15 protein-coding genes are annotated in these 17,213 nt (G+C 67.6%); 5 read left to right on the top strand and 10 right to left on the bottom strand.

Annotated elements, in window-relative coordinates; genetic code table 11:
* Nucleotides 1-50: 50 nt before the first annotated feature.
* The 3 genes from OK17_RS14540 to OK17_RS14550 form a co-directional block, all read right to left on the bottom strand.
* A complete protein-coding gene (locus OK17_RS14540) occupies nucleotides 51-590 on the bottom strand; it encodes a DUF1697 domain-containing protein (protein ID WP_232716930.1) in 540 nt (179 codons plus the stop codon).
* Nucleotides 591-611: 21 nt separating this feature from the next.
* The gene (locus tag OK17_RS14545; RefSeq protein WP_232716931.1) at nucleotides 612-1,898 is read right to left on the bottom strand and encodes a DUF4185 domain-containing protein; all 1,287 of its coding nucleotides are present in this window, start codon (nucleotides 1,896-1,898) and stop codon (nucleotides 612-614) included.
* Between the two features lie 238 nt (nucleotides 1,899-2,136).
* On the bottom strand, nucleotides 2,137-2,904 hold the full coding sequence (locus OK17_RS14550) for a methyltransferase domain-containing protein (RefSeq protein WP_232716932.1): 768 nt from the start codon (nucleotides 2,902-2,904) through the stop codon (nucleotides 2,137-2,139).
* 119 nt (nucleotides 2,905-3,023) lie between these two features.
* Between OK17_RS14550 and rnhA the strand changes: the two genes are divergently transcribed.
* The 3 genes from rnhA to OK17_RS14565 are packed head-to-tail and all read left to right on the top strand — an operon-like array spanning nucleotide 3,024 to nucleotide 5,271.
* On the top strand, nucleotides 3,024-3,512 hold the full coding sequence (rnhA, locus tag OK17_RS14555) for a ribonuclease HI (RefSeq protein ID WP_232716933.1): 489 nt from the start codon (nucleotides 3,024-3,026) through the stop codon (nucleotides 3,510-3,512).
* Nucleotides 3,509-4,420 (top strand): D-isomer specific 2-hydroxyacid dehydrogenase family protein, encoded by a 912-nt coding sequence (locus OK17_RS14560; protein WP_461417876.1) that lies wholly within the window; start codon nucleotides 3,509-3,511, stop codon nucleotides 4,418-4,420. Before rnhA ends, OK17_RS14560 begins: the two co-directional genes overlap by 4 nt.
* 59 nt (nucleotides 4,421-4,479) lie before the next feature.
* Entirely contained in the window at nucleotides 4,480-5,271 is a 792-nt protein-coding gene (locus tag OK17_RS14565) for an SDR family oxidoreductase (RefSeq protein ID WP_154884477.1), read from the top strand.
* Between the two features lie 68 nt (nucleotides 5,272-5,339).
* Here the strand turns inward: OK17_RS14565 and OK17_RS14570 are convergent, their stop codons facing one another.
* A complete protein-coding gene (locus OK17_RS14570; RefSeq protein ID WP_461417877.1) occupies nucleotides 5,340-5,912 on the bottom strand; it encodes a YdeI/OmpD-associated family protein in 573 nt (190 codons plus the stop codon).
* 45 nt (nucleotides 5,913-5,957) lie between these two features.
* Between OK17_RS14570 and OK17_RS14575 the strand changes: the two genes are divergently transcribed.
* Nucleotides 5,958-6,653, top strand: coding sequence for a hypothetical protein (locus tag OK17_RS14575; protein WP_461417878.1), 696 nt, complete (start codon nucleotides 5,958-5,960; stop codon nucleotides 6,651-6,653).
* A 102-nt stretch (nucleotides 6,654-6,755) separates the two neighbouring features.
* Here OK17_RS14575 and OK17_RS14580 read toward each other — a convergent pair whose 3' ends face one another.
* The 6 genes from OK17_RS14580 to OK17_RS14605 form a co-directional block, all read right to left on the bottom strand.
* On the bottom strand, nucleotides 6,756-8,672 hold the full coding sequence (locus OK17_RS14580) for an ABC transporter ATP-binding protein (RefSeq protein WP_461417879.1): 1,917 nt from the start codon (nucleotides 8,670-8,672) through the stop codon (nucleotides 6,756-6,758).
* The gene (locus tag OK17_RS14585; protein WP_461417880.1) at nucleotides 8,669-10,402 is read right to left on the bottom strand and encodes an ABC transporter ATP-binding protein; all 1,734 of its coding nucleotides are present in this window, start codon (nucleotides 10,400-10,402) and stop codon (nucleotides 8,669-8,671) included. The genes OK17_RS14580 and OK17_RS14585 overlap by 4 nt, the downstream gene beginning before the upstream one ends.
* Nucleotides 10,403-10,499: 97 nt before the next feature.
* Complete coding sequence (locus tag OK17_RS14590) at nucleotides 10,500-11,300, bottom strand: family 1 encapsulin nanocompartment shell protein (protein WP_461417881.1); 801 nt, start codon at nucleotides 11,298-11,300, stop codon at nucleotides 10,500-10,502.
* A gap of 49 nt (nucleotides 11,301-11,349) precedes the next feature.
* Entirely contained in the window at nucleotides 11,350-12,354 is a 1,005-nt protein-coding gene (locus OK17_RS14595; protein ID WP_232716943.1) for a Dyp-type peroxidase, read from the bottom strand.
* Nucleotides 12,355-12,468: 114 nt separating this feature from the next.
* Entirely contained in the window at nucleotides 12,469-14,130 is a 1,662-nt protein-coding gene (locus OK17_RS14600; protein ID WP_461417882.1) for an FAD-binding dehydrogenase, read from the bottom strand.
* A gap of 75 nt (nucleotides 14,131-14,205) precedes the next feature.
* Nucleotides 14,206-15,684, bottom strand: a complete 1,479-nt coding sequence (locus tag OK17_RS14605) for an amidase (protein ID WP_232717100.1) — start codon at nucleotides 15,682-15,684, stop codon at nucleotides 14,206-14,208.
* A gap of 410 nt (nucleotides 15,685-16,094) precedes the next feature.
* On the opposite strand from OK17_RS14605, the gene OK17_RS14610 reads away from it, so the two are divergent.
* Complete coding sequence (locus tag OK17_RS14610; RefSeq protein WP_232716945.1) at nucleotides 16,095-17,057, top strand: alpha/beta hydrolase; 963 nt, start codon at nucleotides 16,095-16,097, stop codon at nucleotides 17,055-17,057.
* Nucleotides 17,058-17,213: the final 156 nt, after the last annotated feature.

Genomic DNA, 17,213 nt, shown 5'->3' on the forward strand with positions numbered 1-17,213 from the left:
GTCAGCCCTCGGTCTCGTCGACCCCTCGGTCTTGTCAACCCGCGGTCTTGTCAACCCTTGGTGAGGTCCAGCAGTTTTCGGACTGTGCGCAGGTTGCGGCCGGTCCCCTGCACGCCGAGTCCCCGGGCGATGGCCGGAGCGGTCAACTTCGACCGGCCCGCACCCTCGGCGTAGCGGATGTGGAGATCGGAGCCGATCACGCGCCGGACGTCATCGCCGAAGTCCTTCTCCTCGAACGCGGCAGCCTTGTCGGCATCGGGTTCGGCGACGAGGAAGTAGACGTAGGAAAACCTGTCGTCGACGACCTCGAAGGGGTGCGCATCGAGTGCGGCCCGTACCTCGGCCGGGGTGCGGCTGATGACCTCGCGGAAGAAGCCGTAGCGTTTCTCGATCTCACGCTCGAGTGCGCGGTCGAACTCGGCGGCATCGCCGGGCGGTGAACAGAGCAGGTTGCCCGACGCGATGTACGTCGAGACGTCCGTGGCCCCGAGTTCGGTTGCGATCTCCCGCAGTTCGGTCATCGGCAGCTTGGCGCCACCGACGTTGACCGCCCGGATGAGGACGATGCGCGTCGTCGATGATTCGCTCACCGGTCCATGATGGCAGCGGTTTCACAACTTGGACAGGTCGGTGCGCGCCAGCATCACGTTGTAGTCGTCCCAGCGGGACACCACGAAGTACAGGTTCTTGCCGCTCGAACGCGGGTGGATGTAGGGCGTGTACAGCCCGCTCGACTGCTTGTTGGAGATGAGGACGCGTTCGCCGCTCCACGGACCGACGGGGGTGGGGGAGGTCCGCATCACGACGGTGCCGGCGCGCTCGGTCAGCATGACGAACTTCCTGAGGTAGTTGTTGTAGGCCACTGACATCTCGCTGACCGGTCGGGCGACGATCGGTGCGGCGTCGGCCGGGTTCGGCGACCATGCGTTGCCGCCCCGGAAGTATTGATGGCGACTGAGATTCAGTATGTCGGCGGGCCGGAAGCGGGCGACGAAGGCCGACCCGTGTCGGCCGTTGGGGGTGCCGTACTGGTAGATGTAGTCGCCGCTGCGTAGGAAGGCGCCCATCTGGAATCGACTGTGGCCCTGCGCGATCTGCGGCACGCCGGGCACGGTCAGTTCGAGGTTCGCGCGGATCGTGTTGTTGTCGACGGTCCAGGTCTGACCGTTGTTGCGTGACACCGCGATCGCCGAGTAGTTGGTGGCCCATTTTCCCGGACCCAGCCACTTGTGGATCGACATGAAACTCAGGAACTGGACGCCGTTGATCGAGATGCCGCCGGTGGGGATGCGTCCGACCTCGGTGTTGCGGACGCCTATCGCGTTGAACATCGGCTGCGAATAGGTGGGATGCGCCGGCGTGACCGAGGCTCCGGAGCGGACCGACCCGGGTATCGCGGTCGGGAAGCGGATGGTCTTGTCGAGATTCGAGTTCGCGTCGCTGCGGAGCATCGTGTTGTGTCGCCACACCATCTGACCGGCGCATCTGCCCCAGGTGTCGCCGAAGGCCATGAGCACTTGGCCCGAACCGTTGTCCCACGGCACCCCGACGTCGGTGGCGGTGATCCCGAAGCGGGCGTCGGTGCGTTCGGGGCTGCGCGGTCCGGTGACCCACGAGACGGCGGTGGTCGCGCCTTTGAGCTTGGGCAGCGGCCCTTGCGGTTTCTTGCCGTCGGCGCGGTAGCTGCCGAAATCGACGCTGCCCCACCCGAGGTCGCTGGACCCGGAACTGCCCGTGCTGCCGACGTCGCCACCGGTGATGCCGGTGGCATTGCAGACCGCCGCGGTGGCGGGGGAGGCCGCCGCGGAGAGGAGTCCCGCGGTCAGGCCGACGGTCACGCCACCGACCACCAGGGCGCGCGAGAGCGGGCGCAGGCGTGCTCGGCTGCGTCGGGACATGGGACCCCCTGTGGCTACGGCTGGTGCCAGTGTTGCAGAAGTGGCAGGTCCGAGCGGTCGAGGTGGCCAAAGCTTGACCGGGGCGTGACCCTTCGAGGCTCGTCGCTGATCCCGACTGCCGAACCTCAACTCGTCCGGCAGACGTCGGTCGAGGTCTGCCGGTCGGGTTGACGTCGACCGGTCGATAGGTGGGCGGGCGGAGGGCGTGCGTGTGCTTCTCGCGCCTCAGGGGGGCGGGCTAGTGGCGCGTGGCGACCGCGAAGGCGCGTCGGAACGGCATCAGGGTGCCCCAGTCGTGGCGGGGATAGGCCTCGGCGAGGCGGCGCTTGAGTTCGGTGACGAACTCCTCACGCAGATGGGTGGGTAAGGCCTGCAGGTACGGCCGGGCGCCGGTGCCCGAGATCCAGTCGAAGACCGGGTCGTTGCCGCCGAGGACGTGCAGGTAGGTGGTCTCCCAGGCGTTGACCCGGAAGCCGCGGTCGAAGAAGAACCGGAGGTAGTCCTCGGCGTCCATGCGCGGCAGCGGCCGCACGTCGCTCAGCGATTCGGCGAACGGTTCGGTGCTCGCGAGATCGGCCAGCGCGGTGCGGAACGGGGCGTCGTGACCGTTCGGAACCTGGATCGCGAAGGCGCCGCCGTCGGAAAGATGACCCAACAGGCGGTCGATGACCTCGAACTGGTCGGGGACCCACTGGAACATCGCGTTCGAGATCATCAGGTCGAACGGGCGGTGCGGTGTCCACTCGATCACGTCGGCGACGTCGAAGTTCGCGTGGGGGTCGGTGTTGTCGCTGATGGCGCGGTCGATCATGGCCGCGGATTCGTCGATGCCGAGGATCTCGGCGCTCGGCCACTGCGCGCGCAGATGTTTGGTGAGATGCCCCGGTCCGCATCCGAGATCGACGATCGTCGTGGGATTGGTGGGGATCTGCGCGATCAGGTCGAGGAAGGGTCTCGACCGGTCGTCGGCGAATTGCAGATAGCGTGCTGGATCCCAGACAGCCATGCGTCCACATTAGGGGCGCGCGGGGGTGGTGTCACGGGGAGACAGGCATCGACGCAGCGTGGTTTCGTGACGTGATCTCCGCCGCGGAGCGGTCACGGCGCTGACGTAGGCTTCCCTGCGTGACAGATCCCGTGAACCCCGCTCCCGAGAACTCGACCGGCGCCGACGCCGCGGCGGTCGTGGAGATCTCCACCGACGGCGCCTGCCTCGGCAACCCCGGCCCCGGCGGGTGGGGTGCGGTGCTCCGGTACAAGGGCAACGAGAAGCGGATCTCCGGGTCGGACCCCGACACCACCAACAACAAGATGGAGCTCACGGCGGCCATCGAGGGGCTCGCCGCGCTGACCAGGCCGTCGAAGGTGATCATCTACACCGACTCCACCTATGTGCGGAACGGGATCATGAAGTGGGTCGCCGGCTGGCAGGCGAACGGCTGGAAGACCAAGGACAAGAAACCGGTGAAGAACGCCGACCTGTGGCGACGCCTCATCGAGGAGGAGAAGCGTCACGAGGTCGAGTGGCGCTGGGTCAAGGGGCACGCCGGTGACCACTTCAACGAGATCGCCGACGAACTCGCCACCACCGCGGCCCGGGCGGTCTCCCGATGAGTGGCCTCCCTGTCGCCGTCGAGCCCGAACACGACGAGCATCTCGTCGCGGCTGTCGAGAGCGCCGGCGGCAAGATCGTCGGACTCGACGAGGCACGGGTACTGGTCTGGATCGGTCCGCCCGCCGAGTTCCCCGAACTGCCGGATGCCGTCGAGTGGGTGGCGCTCAAGACCGCGGGCATCGAGGACTTCCTGAATGCCGGACTCCTCGACGACCGCCGGGTCTGGACCAATGCCTCCGGCTTCTACGCCGAGAACGTGGCCGAGCACGCGCTCGCGCTGCTCCTCGCCGGGCTGCGGCAGATCAACACCGCCGTCACCCGGCACTGGGACAAGGAACGGATCGACACCTCCGTGCGGTCGCTGCATGGTTCCACCGTCGCCATCGTGGGCGCGGGTGGGATCGGCGCCTCACTGGGCCCGCGGCTGAAGGCCTGCGGTGCGCGCGTCGTCGCGGTGAACCGGTCGGGCCGCGACGTGCCCGGCGCCGACGAGGTGCGACGCTCCGACGAACTCGACTCGGTCTGGGCCTCCACCGACCACGTGGTGCTGGCCGCGCCGGCGACCCCGGAGACGCGGCACATGATCAACGCCGAAAGCCTTGCCGCACTGCCGAAACACGCATGGATCGTGAACGTCGCGCGCGGCCCGCTGGTCGACGAGGAGGCCTTGTACCGGGCCCTGGTGGACGGCGAGATCGCCGGCGCGGCACTCGACGTGACCGATCCCGAACCGCCGGCCGAGGATCACCCGCTGTGGTCGCTGCCGAACGTCATCATCACCCCGCACGTCGCGAACCCCGCGTCGGGGCTGACACTTGAGATGGCGCCGTGGCTGGCCGAGAACGTGCGTCGATTCGCCGCGGGCGAGGAACTGATCTCGACGGTCCAGCCCGGTCGAGACTACTGAACGAGATCATTTTCTAGAACACGTTCTCGTTTTGGGCCTGTTCGTGGCAGAGTCGGGGAGTGATTCTCGACAGATTCCGTATCGATGACCATGTCGCTGTCGTCACCGGTGCCGGTCGCGGCCTGGGTGCGGCCATCGCGGTGGCCTTCGCCCAGGCGGGCGCCGACGTGGTGATCGCGGCGCGCAGCGAATTCGACCTCGACCAGGTGGCCGGACAGATCGCCGACGCCGGTCGTCGCGCCCACGTCGTCCCGGTCGATCTCAGCAACGCCGACGCCGCAGCCGCCCTCGCCGAGACCGCGGTCGAGGAGTTCGGGCGGCTCGACACGATCGTCAACAACGTGGGCGGTGCGATGCCCCGTCCACTCCTCGACACAACCCCCAAGCACCTCGTCGAGGCCTTCGACTTCAACGTCGCCAACGCCCACGCGCTCGTCGTGGCCGGCGCCAAGCAGATGCTCGCGACCACCGGACACGGCTCGATCATCAACGTCACCTCGGCCGTCGGCCGGGTGCCGGGTCGCGCGTATGCCGCCTACGGAACCGCGAAAGCCGCTCTGGCGCACTACACCCGGATCGCCGCGATGGACCTCAATCCGAAGATCCGGGTCAACGGCATCGCGCCCGGAGCGATCCTCACCTCGTCGCTGGAGATCGTCGCCGGTAACGACGAGATGCGGACCGCCCTCGAGAACGCCACCCCGATGCACCGGCTCGGCGATCCAGAGGACATCGCCGCCGCGGCGCTGTACCTGGCCTCGCCGGCGGGTGCCTACGTCACCGGCAAGATCCTCGAGGTCGACGGCGGGATCATCGCACCGAACCTGGACCTCCCGATCCCGGATCTGTAGGGGGTTTCGACAAGCTCAACCAGCGGGGAACGAGCTCAACCAGCGGGGAAACGAGCTCGAGCAGCGGGTCAGGACGGGCGGATGTTGTGCGCGGCCTGCTCGACGATGGTCGCGATCCGCTTGGTCTTGGTCTCGGGTCTCTTCGCCAGCGCGATCTGACCGAGACCCATCTTGCGGGCGCTGGGTGGAAAGGCGTCCCAGTTGGAGCGGGCGATCGGGTTCGCGTCGAGGGCGGCGGTGAGTTCGGGGGACTCGATGCCGGCCTCGGCGTCGTCGAAGATGGTCCACAGGCCACGTGCCTTGGCGTCGTCGATGACCGCCTGGCCGGCGGGTTGCATGCGCCCTGACTCGATGAGGTCGGCGACCCGCGCCTTGTTCGACGCTGCCCACGGGCTGTTGCGGCCACGCCGGGTGAACCACAAGCCGCGCCGAGCGTCGTCGAAGACCCGGGTGTGGCCGTCGATCCAACCCCAGCAGAGGGCCTCCCGGACCGCTTCGTCGTAATCGAGCGGCTCGCGTCCGGAGTCTTTGCGCCAGAAGATGAGCCACACTCCGGATGAGGTCTGGTGGTTGTCGCACAACCACTCTCGCCACTCGTCGATGGTTTCGACGACGAGCTGAGGCGCGCTCGGATCGGCCATGGGTTCACCCTAATCGCGAGCCGTCCATCTCGGTACAGTGAGAACGTGACCGGCATTCTCGAGTTCGCGAGCAACAACTGGTGGCTGATCTTCCCCATCGGTGGTGTCGTCGGCGGCTGGGCCGGGTCGATCGCGAAGTACAACGAGAAGCGCCGCAAGGACAAGATCGAACTCGCTCGCATCAAGGCCGCCGCCCAGACCGAGCAGCTGAAGCTGACCACGACGTCCGTCGAGCAACTCCGCAAGACACTGAAACAGCACGATGCGCTCAACGAGAAGTGGTTCGCCTACGAACTCGACCTGGCCACGCTCATCGAGTACCCCCTCATGACCGACATGCGCGAACCGCTCACCCTCGCCTTCCATCGTGCGCGGGTCCACGCCGACGACCTGCGGCCGGAACCCCCGCGCGCCGGCGACACCGAGACGACGATCGCTCCGTCCGACTTCGCCGAGTACCGCGAGGCTGTCGGTGACTACGCCGCAGCCTTCGACGCCGCCGAACGCGAGGCACGACGCCGCAAGCAGGCCGGGTTCTCGCCGATCGAACGCGAAGCGCTCGACCGCGCCCGCAAACTCATCAACATCGCCTCCGACTCCGGTGCCACCGCGGCGGAACGTCAGGCCGCCTACAAGAAGGCGCGTGCCGAACTCGACGGGCTCCTCGACGTCCCGCCGCTAGCCGCCGAACACCTGGAACGCCAGATCGCCGGTGCGCTCGAACGGGGTCGCGGGGACTGAGCCGGTGGGCAGATGTCGCCGTTCGTGTCGTCGGACGATACGAAACGCGACAGGTGCCTGGCGGACCACCCGCCGCTCAAGGAGCAAAAACCTTCCGCCGGGTCAGCCCGCCTCGATCGCGCCGGTGAACTGGCTCTCGTAGAGGCGGCAGTAGGCGCCGCGGGCGGCGAGGAGTTCCTCGTGGTTGCCCTGCTCGACGATGTGGCCGTTCTCCATCACGACGATCACGTCCGCGTCGCGGACCGTCGAGAGACGGTGTGCGATCACGAAACTCGTGCGGTCGGTGCGGAGGTTGGCCATCGCCTTCTGGATGAGCAGCTCGGTGCGGGTGTCGACGGAACTGGTCGCCTCGTCGAGGATGAGGATCGTGGGCCGGGCGAGGAAGGCCCGGGCGATCGTGATGAGCTGTCGCTCACCGGCACTGACGCCGCCGCCCTCGTCGTCGAGGACCGTGTCGTAGCCGTCGGGGAGGGTTCGGACGAAGTGGTCGACGTGGCTCATCCGGGCGGCCTCGAGTACCTCGTCGCGGGACGCGGAGGGGTCTCCGTAGGCGATGTTGTCGTAGATGGTCCCGCCGAACAGCCACGAGTCCTGCAGCACCATGCCGGTGCGCTCGCGGAGGTCGTCGCGGGTCATCTCGGCCGAGTCGACGCCGTCGACGCGGATGGTTCCGGAATCGACATCGTAGAACCGCATGATCAGGTTGACCAGCGTCGTCTTGCCGGCGCCGGTGGGTCCGACGATGGCGACCATGTGCCCGGGACGCGCTGTCAGGGTGAGGTTCTCGATCAGCGGCTTGTCCTCGACATAGCGGAACGAGACGTCATCGAACTCGATGAGACCGTGGTCGACCGCAGGTGTCTTCGGATCGGCGGCATCCGGGGTCTGCTCCTCGGCGTCGAGGATGTCGAAGATGCGTTCGGCGGACGCGACACCGCTCTGCATCAGGTTGATCATCGACCCGATCTGGGTGAGCGGCTGCGTGAACTGGCGGGAGTACTGGATGAACGCCTGCACCTCACCGAGGCTCAGCGAACCCGAGGCCACGCGCAGACCGCCGACGACGGCGACCGCCACGTAGTTGAGGTTCCCGAGGAACATGATGGTCGGCATGATGACGCCGGAGATGAACTGTGCACGCCAACTCGATTGGTACAGCTTCTCGTTTCGCTCGTCGAAGGTCGCCTCGATCTCACGCTGACGACCGAAGGCGGTCACCAGTTCGTGTCCGGTGAAGGCTTCCTCGACCTGGGCGTTGAGGGCGCCCGTCGACGCCCACTGTGCGGAGAAGTGGGGCTTGGAACGCTTGGCGATGACGGCTGTCGCGATGACGGCCAGCGGGACGGTCGCCACCGCGATCAATGCGAGCAGCGGCGAGATCCAGATCATCATCACCAGCAGTGCGATGACCGTCAGCACCGAGTTCATGAACTGGGCAATGGTCTGCTGCATGCTCTGCGACAGGTTGTCGAGATCGTTGGTGACCCGGCTGAGCAGCTCCCCGCGCGGCATCGTGTCGTAATACCGCAGCGGCAGGCGGTGGACCTTCTCCTCGACCTTCGCGCGAAGGTCTCGGATCGTCTCCACGACGATGATGTTCAGCAGGTACGCGGCCAGCCACGCGAGTCCCGACGCCACGACGTACATCACCAGGGTGAGGAGCAGGACGCGACCGACATCGCCGAAATCGACTCCGACGCCGGGTGTCACGTCCATCGACGAGACCATGTCGGCGAAGGTGTCGTCGCCACGGTCGCGCAGACCGGCCACCGCCTGGTCCTTCGACTGTCCGGCGGGCAGCATCCGCCCGATGACGCCGTTGAAGACGAGGTCGGTGGCGTGGCCGAGGACGCGCGGCGCGACGGCCAGCAGGATGACCGAACCGACGATCGAGCTCAGCGTCACGGTCATCAGGCCGCGGTACGAACCGAGCTGGGCGACAACTCGTTTGATCGACGGCCAGAACGAGCGCGGCTTGGACTCGGGGCCGCCGGCCATGGGTCCACCCGGGCGGGTCATGCGCGCTCCTCCATGGCCATCTGGGATTCGGCGATCTCGGCGTAGGTGGAACACGAGGCCAGCAGGTCGTCGTGTGTCCCGATGCCGACGATGCGGCCGCGGTCGAGGACGACGATCTGCTCGGCATCGACGATGGTCGAGATGCGTTGTGCCACCACGATCACCGACGCGTCGCGGGTGGCCGGCCGCAGCGCCGCCCGGAGCTTGGCGTCGGTGGTGAGGTCGAGCGCCGAGAACGAGTCGTCGAACAGGTAGATGGCGGGGCGCCGGACCAGTGCACGGGCTATCGCGAGGCGCTGCCGCTGGCCGCCGGAGACGGTGGTGCCGCCCTGCGCGACCCGGGTGTCGAGGCCGTCGGGCATCGCCGCGACGAACTCCTCGGCCTGTGCGATGCGCAGTGCCTCCCAGATCTCGTCGTCGGTGGCGTCGGACTTGCCATGCAGGATGTTCGACCGGATGGTCCCGGAGAAGAGGTACGGACGCTGCGGGACGAGGCCGACCACCGACCGCAGTTCGTCGGGGTCGAGTCGCTTGACGTCGGTGCCGCCGACGCTGACCGTGCCCTCGGTGGCGTCGATGAGCCGGGGCACGAGTCCGAGGAGTGTCGTCTTGCCGGAGCCGGTCGAACCGACGATGGCGGTCGTGGTCCCCGGAGTCACGCGGAAGCTGATGCCGCTCAGCACCGGATCGTCGGCGCCGGGATAGCGGAACTCGGCGGCGTCGAACTCGACGATGCCGGGATGGCCGGCGAAAGCGACCGGGTCGACGGGCGGATGCACCGAGGTCTCCGTGTCGAGGACCTCGGTGATGCGCTCGGCGCAGACCGCGGCGCGCGGCGCCATCATCGCCAGGAACGACGCCATCATCACCGACATGAGGATCTGCATGACGTAGCTCATCAGTGCGGTGAGTGCGCCGATCTCGACTTTGCCGTCGGACACGGCGTGGCCACCGAACCAGATGACCGCGACGATCGTGACGTTCGTGATCACCATGACCAGCGGGAACATCAGTGCCATCAGCTTGCCGACCCGCAGCGTGGCGTCGGCGAGATGGTCGTTGGCGACCCCGAAACGCTTGCGCTCGTGCTCCTCCCGCACGAAGGCGCGTACCACGCGGATGCCGGTGATCTGCTCGCGCAGAACACGATTCACCGCGTCGATGCGTTCCTGCATGGCGCGGAAACCGGGGATCATGCGTGCGATGACGAGACCCATCGCCAGGCCGAGGATCGGCACCGCCACCGCGATGACCCACGACAACGCCGGGGCCTCGCGGATGCCCATCACGATCCCGCCGATGCACATGATGGGCGCCATCACGAGGATCGCGCTGCACATGACGATCAGCATCTGCACCTGCTGGACGTCGTTGGTGGTGCGGGTGATCAGCGACGGCGCGCCGAACGTGCCGACCTCACGGGCGGAGAACGAGTTGACGCGGTGCAGCAGGTCGCTGCGGATGTCGCGGCCCACCCCGAGGGCGGCCCGCGACCCGAAGAACTGCGCGATGATCGTCGCCACGATCTGCACGACGCTCACCAACAGCATCCAGCCGCCGATGCGCATGATGTAGCCGGTGTCGCCGGTCGCCACACCGTTGTCGATGATGTCGGCGTTGAGGCTCGGCAGGTAAAGCATCGCCGCGGTCGCCACGAACTGCAGCGTCACGACCATGACGATGTTGATGCGGTACCGCCGGAGGTACGTGCTGATGAGTTGGGTCAGCATCTCGGCGCCGTACTCGGACTCAGCGGGCCGATGGTCTCTGCGATCACCTGCGTCAGACTAGTTGCCCCGGCTAAGGGGTGGGAATCGTCTGGCGTGGTCAGCTGCCGAAGAGGGCGACGGCTGCCTCTCCGGTGTGGGTGAGGTAGGTGAACGATTCCTGGAAGTACAGGTTCACCACGTCGGCGTCGTGGGAGTCGTAGCCGATGGACACGTCCTGGCCGATGGTCAGCTCGAAGTCGCCGCCGCGGGTGCTCATGACGAACGCGCCGCGGATGGCCGGGGCCCACACGATGTCGCCGGTGACCAGTCGCTTGATGTGGTCGCGGATCGGGTAGCCGTGGTTCGACGTCTCGTTGACCTGCGTGTAGACCTCTGCCGACATGGCGACCGAGTACGGCCCGTCGACCGAGGCGAGACGCAGGGTGGTGAGGGCCTGGCTGACGGCTTCGGGGTAGTCGCGCACGTCGGCGGGCAGCTGGATCGGGGTTGCCGACGCCTCGGCGCGGATGCCGGTGATCGATGCGGCCGCGTAGCCCTCGAAGATCGCGCGGTCCTCGGCGAGGGCGAGCTGGCGCGCGGCTTCGACGACCGGATCCCAGTCGGCGTCCCGGGCGCCGCGGTCGACGTCGTCGATGGCCTCGCGGGAAACGGTGAACGGCACCTTGAGCTCGACCAGCGACTGGGTGCGTCGGATGAAGGCCTGGATGCCGTCGGCCGGGGAGTCGATCTTGCTGCGGTGACCCAGGGTGACGGCCGCGGTGTCCTGGCCCATCGGCCCCTTGACGTCGACGAGTCGGCGGCCGGCGATGTTCCGCTTGAACGACCGGGTGGCCTCCTCCTCGATCTCTGCCCAGGCGGCGTCGGAGATGGGGGCGAGTTCGCGGTGCAGGTTGTTCATGGGGGCCTCCTGGTGCGGTGGTGTCGGGCGGTGGTCGGTCTGTGGCCGGCTAGTGCAGGGAACCGATTCCCAGGGAACCGTCGGCGCGGGGGGCCGGGGTCTGGACGGCGGGTTCGGCTGGGCCGGGCGCGGGCGGCAGATCCTCGAGGAAGTCGAGGGTCGGGGTGAAGAACTGCGACCCGGTGACGGCGGTGGTGAAGTCGAGGAGGCGGTCGTAGGTTCCCGGCGGGTCGCCGATGAACATCTTGCGCAGCATCTCCTCGGTCACCTCGGGGCCGGCGGAGTAGGCGATGTAGAAGGTGCCGTTCTCGCCGTTCCCGGAGACGTCGCCGTAGGGCATGTTGTCGCGGACGACGTCGATCTCCTCGCCGTTCTCGTCCTCGACCTTGTTGAGGGCGATGTGGGAGTTGGGCGGCTTCACGTCGTCGGACATCTCGACGTTGTCGAGCTTGGTGCGTCCGATCGCGGCTTCCTGCTCGCTCGTGCTCAGGTCGTTCCACGACGACAGGTCGTGGACGTAGCGCTGGATGGCGACGTAGCTGCCGCCGGCGAAGTCGGGGTCCTCGTCGCCGACGGTGATGGCGTCGACCGCGGCCTGTCCGACGGGGTTCTCGGTGCCGTCGACGAAGCCGATGAGGTCACGCAGGTCGAAGTAGCGGAAGCCGTGCACCTCGTCGACGACCGTCACCGCGTCGCCGAGTGCGTCGGTGATGAGGCGTCCGAGCTCGAAGCACAGGTCCATGTGGTCGGACTTGATGTGGACCAGGAGATCGGCGGGGGTCGCCGGTGCGGTGTGGACTGCGCCCTCATACGGGACGAAGGGGCGTAGTGAACGCGGGCGGGGGCCGTCGAACAACCGGTCCCACGCGTCGGAACCGATCGAGACGATGCCGGCCAACGCTGCCTCCGGGGCGCGCGAGGAGACCGCGTTGTTCAGTCCCGGGATCTCCTCCAGCACATCACGAACCGTGTCCTCGCCACCGTCGTTGATGGTGAGGACGAGAAAGATCGCCGACTTGGTCTTACGCGTCAGGATCGTCTGCGGCACGGGCACGCCCAATACCCTAGCCGACCCATGTCCGAAATGGGATCGCAGATCGTGCCGTGAAAAAGTAGGGCAGGCAACCCTTTTCAGAACTGCCCGGAAAATCCGTGCCGGATGCCGAGATCAGCTGCGCGCGATGGCCCTTCCGGCAGCACGGCCGGAGAAGATGCACCCGCCCAGGAAGGTGCCTTCGAGCGCGTTGTAGCCGTGCACACCGCCGCCACCGAAACCCGCGACCTCACCGGCCGCGAACAGGCCGTCGAAGGCGCTCCCGTCGGGTCGGAGCACCTGCGAGTCGAGGTTGGTCTCGAGGCCGCCGAGGGTCTTGCGGGTGAGGATGTTGAGCCGCACCGCGATCAGCGGACCGTGCGCGGGGTCGAGGATGCGGTGGGGTTTGGCCACCCGAACGATCTTGTCGCCGATGAACTGTCGCGCATTGTTGATCGCCATCAGCTGGGCGTCCTTGGAGAACTTGTTCTCCACATCGGCGTCGCGAGCGGAGATGACGCGCTCGATGTGCGCGAGGTCGAGTTCGGGACCGCGGGCGATCGCATTCATCCCGCTGACCAGTTCGGGCAGATTGTCGGCGACCACGAAGTCGATGCCGTTGCGCACGAAGGCATCCACCGGACCGGGCGTGCCCTTGGCGAGGCGGCTGCGCGCGGCGAACCTGAGATCCTTGGAGGTGATGTCGGGATTCTGTTCGGAACCCGACAGCATGAACTCCTTCTCGACGATGGTCTGCGTGAGGATGAACCACGAGTAGTCGTGGCCGGCGGCGAGGATCGCCTTCATCGTCGAGTTCGTGTCGAAGCCGGGGAAGTTCGGCGGCGCGAGGCGGTTGCCGTTTGCGTCGAGCCACAGCGACGAGGGTCCCGGGATGATCCGGATGGCGTGGTCGGGCCAGATCGGGTCCCAGTTGTGGATGCCCTCGGTGTAGTGCCACATGCGGTCGCGGTTCACGATGCTCGCGCCGGCGTCCTCGCTGATGCCCAGCATGCGGCCGTCGACGTGTACCGGGACGCCGGAGATCATCGTCTCCGGTGCGGGGCCGAGGCGGTCGACCGGCCAGTTCTTGCGGATGAGGTCATGGTTGTGGCCGATGCCGCCCGACGTCACGATGACCGCTCCGGCGCGAATCTCGAAGTCGCCCACCACATCGCGGTTCGACGCCTTGCCGCGTTCGAGGTCGGTCGGGGCGAGGGTGGCCCCCCGCACGCCCACGGCGACACCGTCTTCGACGACGAGTTCGTCGACGCGGTGGCGGAACCGGAATTCGACGAGTCCACGCTTCTCGGCCTCGAGGACCGGTTCGGCGAAGACCCGGACGACCTCCGGTCCGGTGCCCCAGGTGAGGTGGAAGCGTGGCACGGAATTGCCATGACCGTCGGCGAAACCGCCGCCGCGCTCGGCCCAGCCGACGACCGGGGTGATGCGCAGACCGAGATCGTGCAGGTACTGCCGCTTCTCGGTGGCCGCGAAGTCGACGTACGCCCGAGCCCACTGACGCGGCCAGTAGTCCTCGTCGTCGCGGTCGAAGCCCGCCGACCCCATCCAGTCCTGCAGGGCGAGGTCGGCGGAGTCGGAGATGCCGAGCCGGCGCTGTTCGGGGGTGTCGACCATGAAGAGCCCGCCCAGCGACCAGAAAGCCTGTCCGCCAAGGTTGTTGCGGTTCTCCTGGTCGACGACCACCACGCGTCGGCCGGCCTTGGTGAGCTCGTATGTCGCGACCAGACCAGCCAGACCCGCACCGACGACCACCGCGTCGGCCACCTGCTTCGTCACGACAACTCCTCACCGCGTCGATGTGCCGCCTGTCCCCACCCGGACATGCGATCCCGAGAGAACATTAGCGCCGCGTCACACCGAGATGTCGGCGTACCGGTGGAACCACGGCGCGGCGTCCTCGAGGGATGCGGCGAGCGCCAGGAGGTCGCCGTCGGCGCCCAAGCGGCCGACGAACTGGACCCCGAGCGGGAGCCCGGTCGCGGTCCAGTGCAGGGGCACGCTGATCGCCGGACGTCCGGTCATGTTCGCCAGCTGCGTGTAGGGCACCCAGCCGAGGTTCTCCTCGACGAGCTGGTCGACGATCCCCACCCGCGACATCACCTTGCCGATGCGGGCGCGGGCTGCGAGCCGCGCCGCCTGCTGGAGGAGCGGCGGGGTCGTCATCGACCCGACGGCCGGCGGCGGAACGGCGAGGGTCGGGGTCAGGAGCAGGTCGTGGGTCTCGTGGAATCGTTCCAGAGCACGAACGTGGTGGTTGACGTGGTCGAGCGCGCGGAAGAGCGGCACCACCCCGGCGGCCCGGCCGATCTCGGCGAGGGCGAGCGTGTCCGCCTCGAAGTCGGCGTCCCGTGCCCCGGACAGGCGGCGTGCCTCGTCGACCTGGGCGGCCGCCTTGGCGAACCAGATCTCGAGGAAGTCGCGGGCCAGTTCCGCGTCGTCGTGCGGCGGCTCCACCTCCTCGACCTGGTGGCCTAGCTCGGTGAGCAGCTTCGCGGCGTGCTCCACGGCCGCGACTGCTTCGGGGTGCGGTGCCGGGTTGATGGCCGAACGTGTGGTGAATCCGACCCGGAGCAGCCGCGGGGGAGAGGCGATCCGCGTCGTGAACGACTCGGTGTGCAGGGGGGCTGGATAGGTCGACGACGCGGTGGGTCCGATGATCGCGTCGTACAGGCCGGCCGCGTCGCGCACCGTGCGGGTCACGACACCCTCGACGCCCATCCCGAAGAGCGGCTCGCCGGTGGCGGGCCCGAACGGCATCAGGCCGCGCGACGCCTTGAGTCCGACGAGCCCGGTGCACGCCGCCGGGATGCGGATGGAGCCGCCTCCGTCGTTCGCGCCCGCCGCCGGCACGACGCCTGCGGCCACGGCCGCGGCACTGCCTCCGGATGAACCGCCGGGCGTCACGTCGAGGTTCCAAGGGTTGCGCGCCGGACCCCACAGGACGGATTCGGTGATCGCCTTGGAACCGAACTCCGGGGTGTTGGTCTTGCCGAAGACGACCAGCCCCGCATCGAGGAAGCGCTGGACGACCGTCGCGTGCTCGGTGGCGACGTGCCGCGCCAGCGAGCGGGAACCGCGGGTCGTCGGATAGCCGCGGTAATCCTGGGCGAGGTCCTTGATCAGGAAGGGGACACCGACGAACGGTCCGGTCAGCTCGGTGCGGGCGCGATGGTCGGCCTCGGCCTCGATCGGGATGACGATCGCGTTCAGGTGGGGGTTCACCGCGGCAGCACGGGCCCGTGCCAGGTCGAGGAGTTCGGCAGCCGTGACCTCGCCCGATGCGACGAGTCCGGCGAGGGCGGTCGCATCCTGGCCGAGGTATTCACCCATGTTCACGGCCCCGACCCTAATGAGTGCGGGGCCGGGTCGCGGCCGGGTTGGCCGATACGCCCGCCCAGGAGATCGAACCGATTCCCACATCACCGTTAACCACCCAAACGAATAACGGTGCGGTCGCGGCAATTTCGTTCGTTCGGACGGCAGAATCGGACAGTTGTGCCGCGTATGGCCCATATGAGCTGTTCACAATGGGGCAAATGTGACACGCACCACTACCCGCCGGCGTCACGAAGCCCGATCCAGCCTTTGCCGCGACGTTATCGTGCCGTTACACTTCTCGACGACGGGTACCGCTCCTGACGGGGATCAATAGAATCCCCCTACGTACGACTTCCGCAGTACCCGGTAGGCAAGACCCAGAAGCGGCCGACTCCGGCCGAGATCCAAAGGAAAACTGACGAATGCTGACTCGCGCCCGTAAGCGCCTCGTCGCCGGACTCGTGGCTCTCGTGGCCTTGTCAGGTGCCACGCTGGTCGCAGCTCCGCCGGCGTCCGCAGCCAATGGTTGCAACGTCGAATACGTCCGCTCGAACGCCATGAACCGGACCGTGCCCGTGTGCATCGTCTCGGCCGGTGGCGGCGGACCGAAGCCGACGCTGTACCTCCTCGACGGCCTGCGTGCCCCCAACAACAACAGCGGTTGGCTCATCAACACCGATGTCGCCCGCTACATGGCCGGCAAGGGCACGAACGTCGCCATCCCGTTCGGCGGCGGCGGCAGCTTCTACACCGACTGGCAGTCCTACGACCCCAAGCTCGGCAACAACAAGTGGGAGACCTTCCTGACCCGCGAGCTGCCGCGCCACATGGCCGCCCGCCACGGCAGCGACAACCGCCGCAACGGCATCGCCGGTCTGTCGATGTCGGGCACCTCGGCGCTAAACCTCGCGTCGCGCCACCCGGGCTTCTACAAGGCGGTCGCCTCCTACAGCGGCTACCCCACGGTCACCCTGCCGGGCTTCACCCAGGGCATCCAGGCCTCGGTCATCGAGATGGGCGGCAACCCCACCAACATGTGGGGCTTCTACCCGGCCGGCAGCTGGTTCCAGAACGACCCGTTCCTGAGCGCGGGCAACCTGGCCGGCAAGCACGTCTACATCTCCTCCGGTAGCGGCGTCGGCAGCAAGTACGACTCGTCGGTCAACCCGACCAGCGCCAACTTCGACCCGGTCAAGTTCGCGCAGATGATCCCGCTCGAGGTCGCCGCGTCGACCAGCAGCCAGCTGTACGTCGGCCGCGTCGCGCTCGTCCCGGGCGTCAAGCTCACCACCCGGATCACCCCGGACGGTGCGCACTGGTGGGACTACTGGCAGAACACCTTCAAGGAGTCGTGGACCAAGACCTTCCGCCCGGCGTTCTTCTGAACCGAGTAGACGGTCTCGCAACTCCATAGAGACAACGGCAAGGGCCGGTGACCTTCGGGTCACCGGCCCTTGTTGTTGTACTGCTCTCCGCTCCTGAGGGCTCCTGGAGCGTTGGTCGGCGGCCCTTCGTGGCTCGTCGCTGTCGCTCCTCGCACC

Source organism: Gordonia sp. GN26, from assembly GCF_054823965.1.

Bases quoted from the DNA above. Each gene is read 5' to 3' on its own strand.
- OK17_RS14545 (WP_232716931.1), bottom strand. From the start codon at position 1,898: ATGTCCCGACGCAGCCGAGCACGCCTGCGCCCGCTCTCGCGCGCCCTG.
- OK17_RS14550 (WP_232716932.1), bottom strand. From the start codon at position 2,904: ATGGCTGTCTGGGATCCAGCACGCTATCTGCAATTCGCCGACGACCGG.
- OK17_RS14560 (WP_461417876.1), top strand. From the start codon at position 3,509: ATGAGTGGCCTCCCTGTCGCCGTCGAGCCCGAACACGACGAGCATCTC.
- OK17_RS14570 (WP_461417877.1), bottom strand. From the start codon at position 5,912: ATGGCCGATCCGAGCGCGCCTCAGCTCGTCGTCGAAACCATCGACGAG.
- OK17_RS14580 (WP_461417879.1), bottom strand. From the start codon at position 8,672: ATGACCCGCCCGGGTGGACCCATGGCCGGCGGCCCCGAGTCCAAGCCG.
- OK17_RS14585 (WP_461417880.1), bottom strand. From the start codon at position 10,402: ATGCTGACCCAACTCATCAGCACGTACCTCCGGCGGTACCGCATCAAC.
- OK17_RS14590 (WP_461417881.1), bottom strand. From the start codon at position 11,300: ATGAACAACCTGCACCGCGAACTCGCCCCCATCTCCGACGCCGCCTGG.
- OK17_RS14605 (WP_232717100.1), bottom strand. From the start codon at position 15,684: ATGGGTGAATACCTCGGCCAGGATGCGACCGCCCTCGCCGGACTCGTC.
- OK17_RS14610 (WP_232716945.1), top strand. From the start codon at position 16,095: ATGCTGACTCGCGCCCGTAAGCGCCTCGTCGCCGGACTCGTGGCTCTC.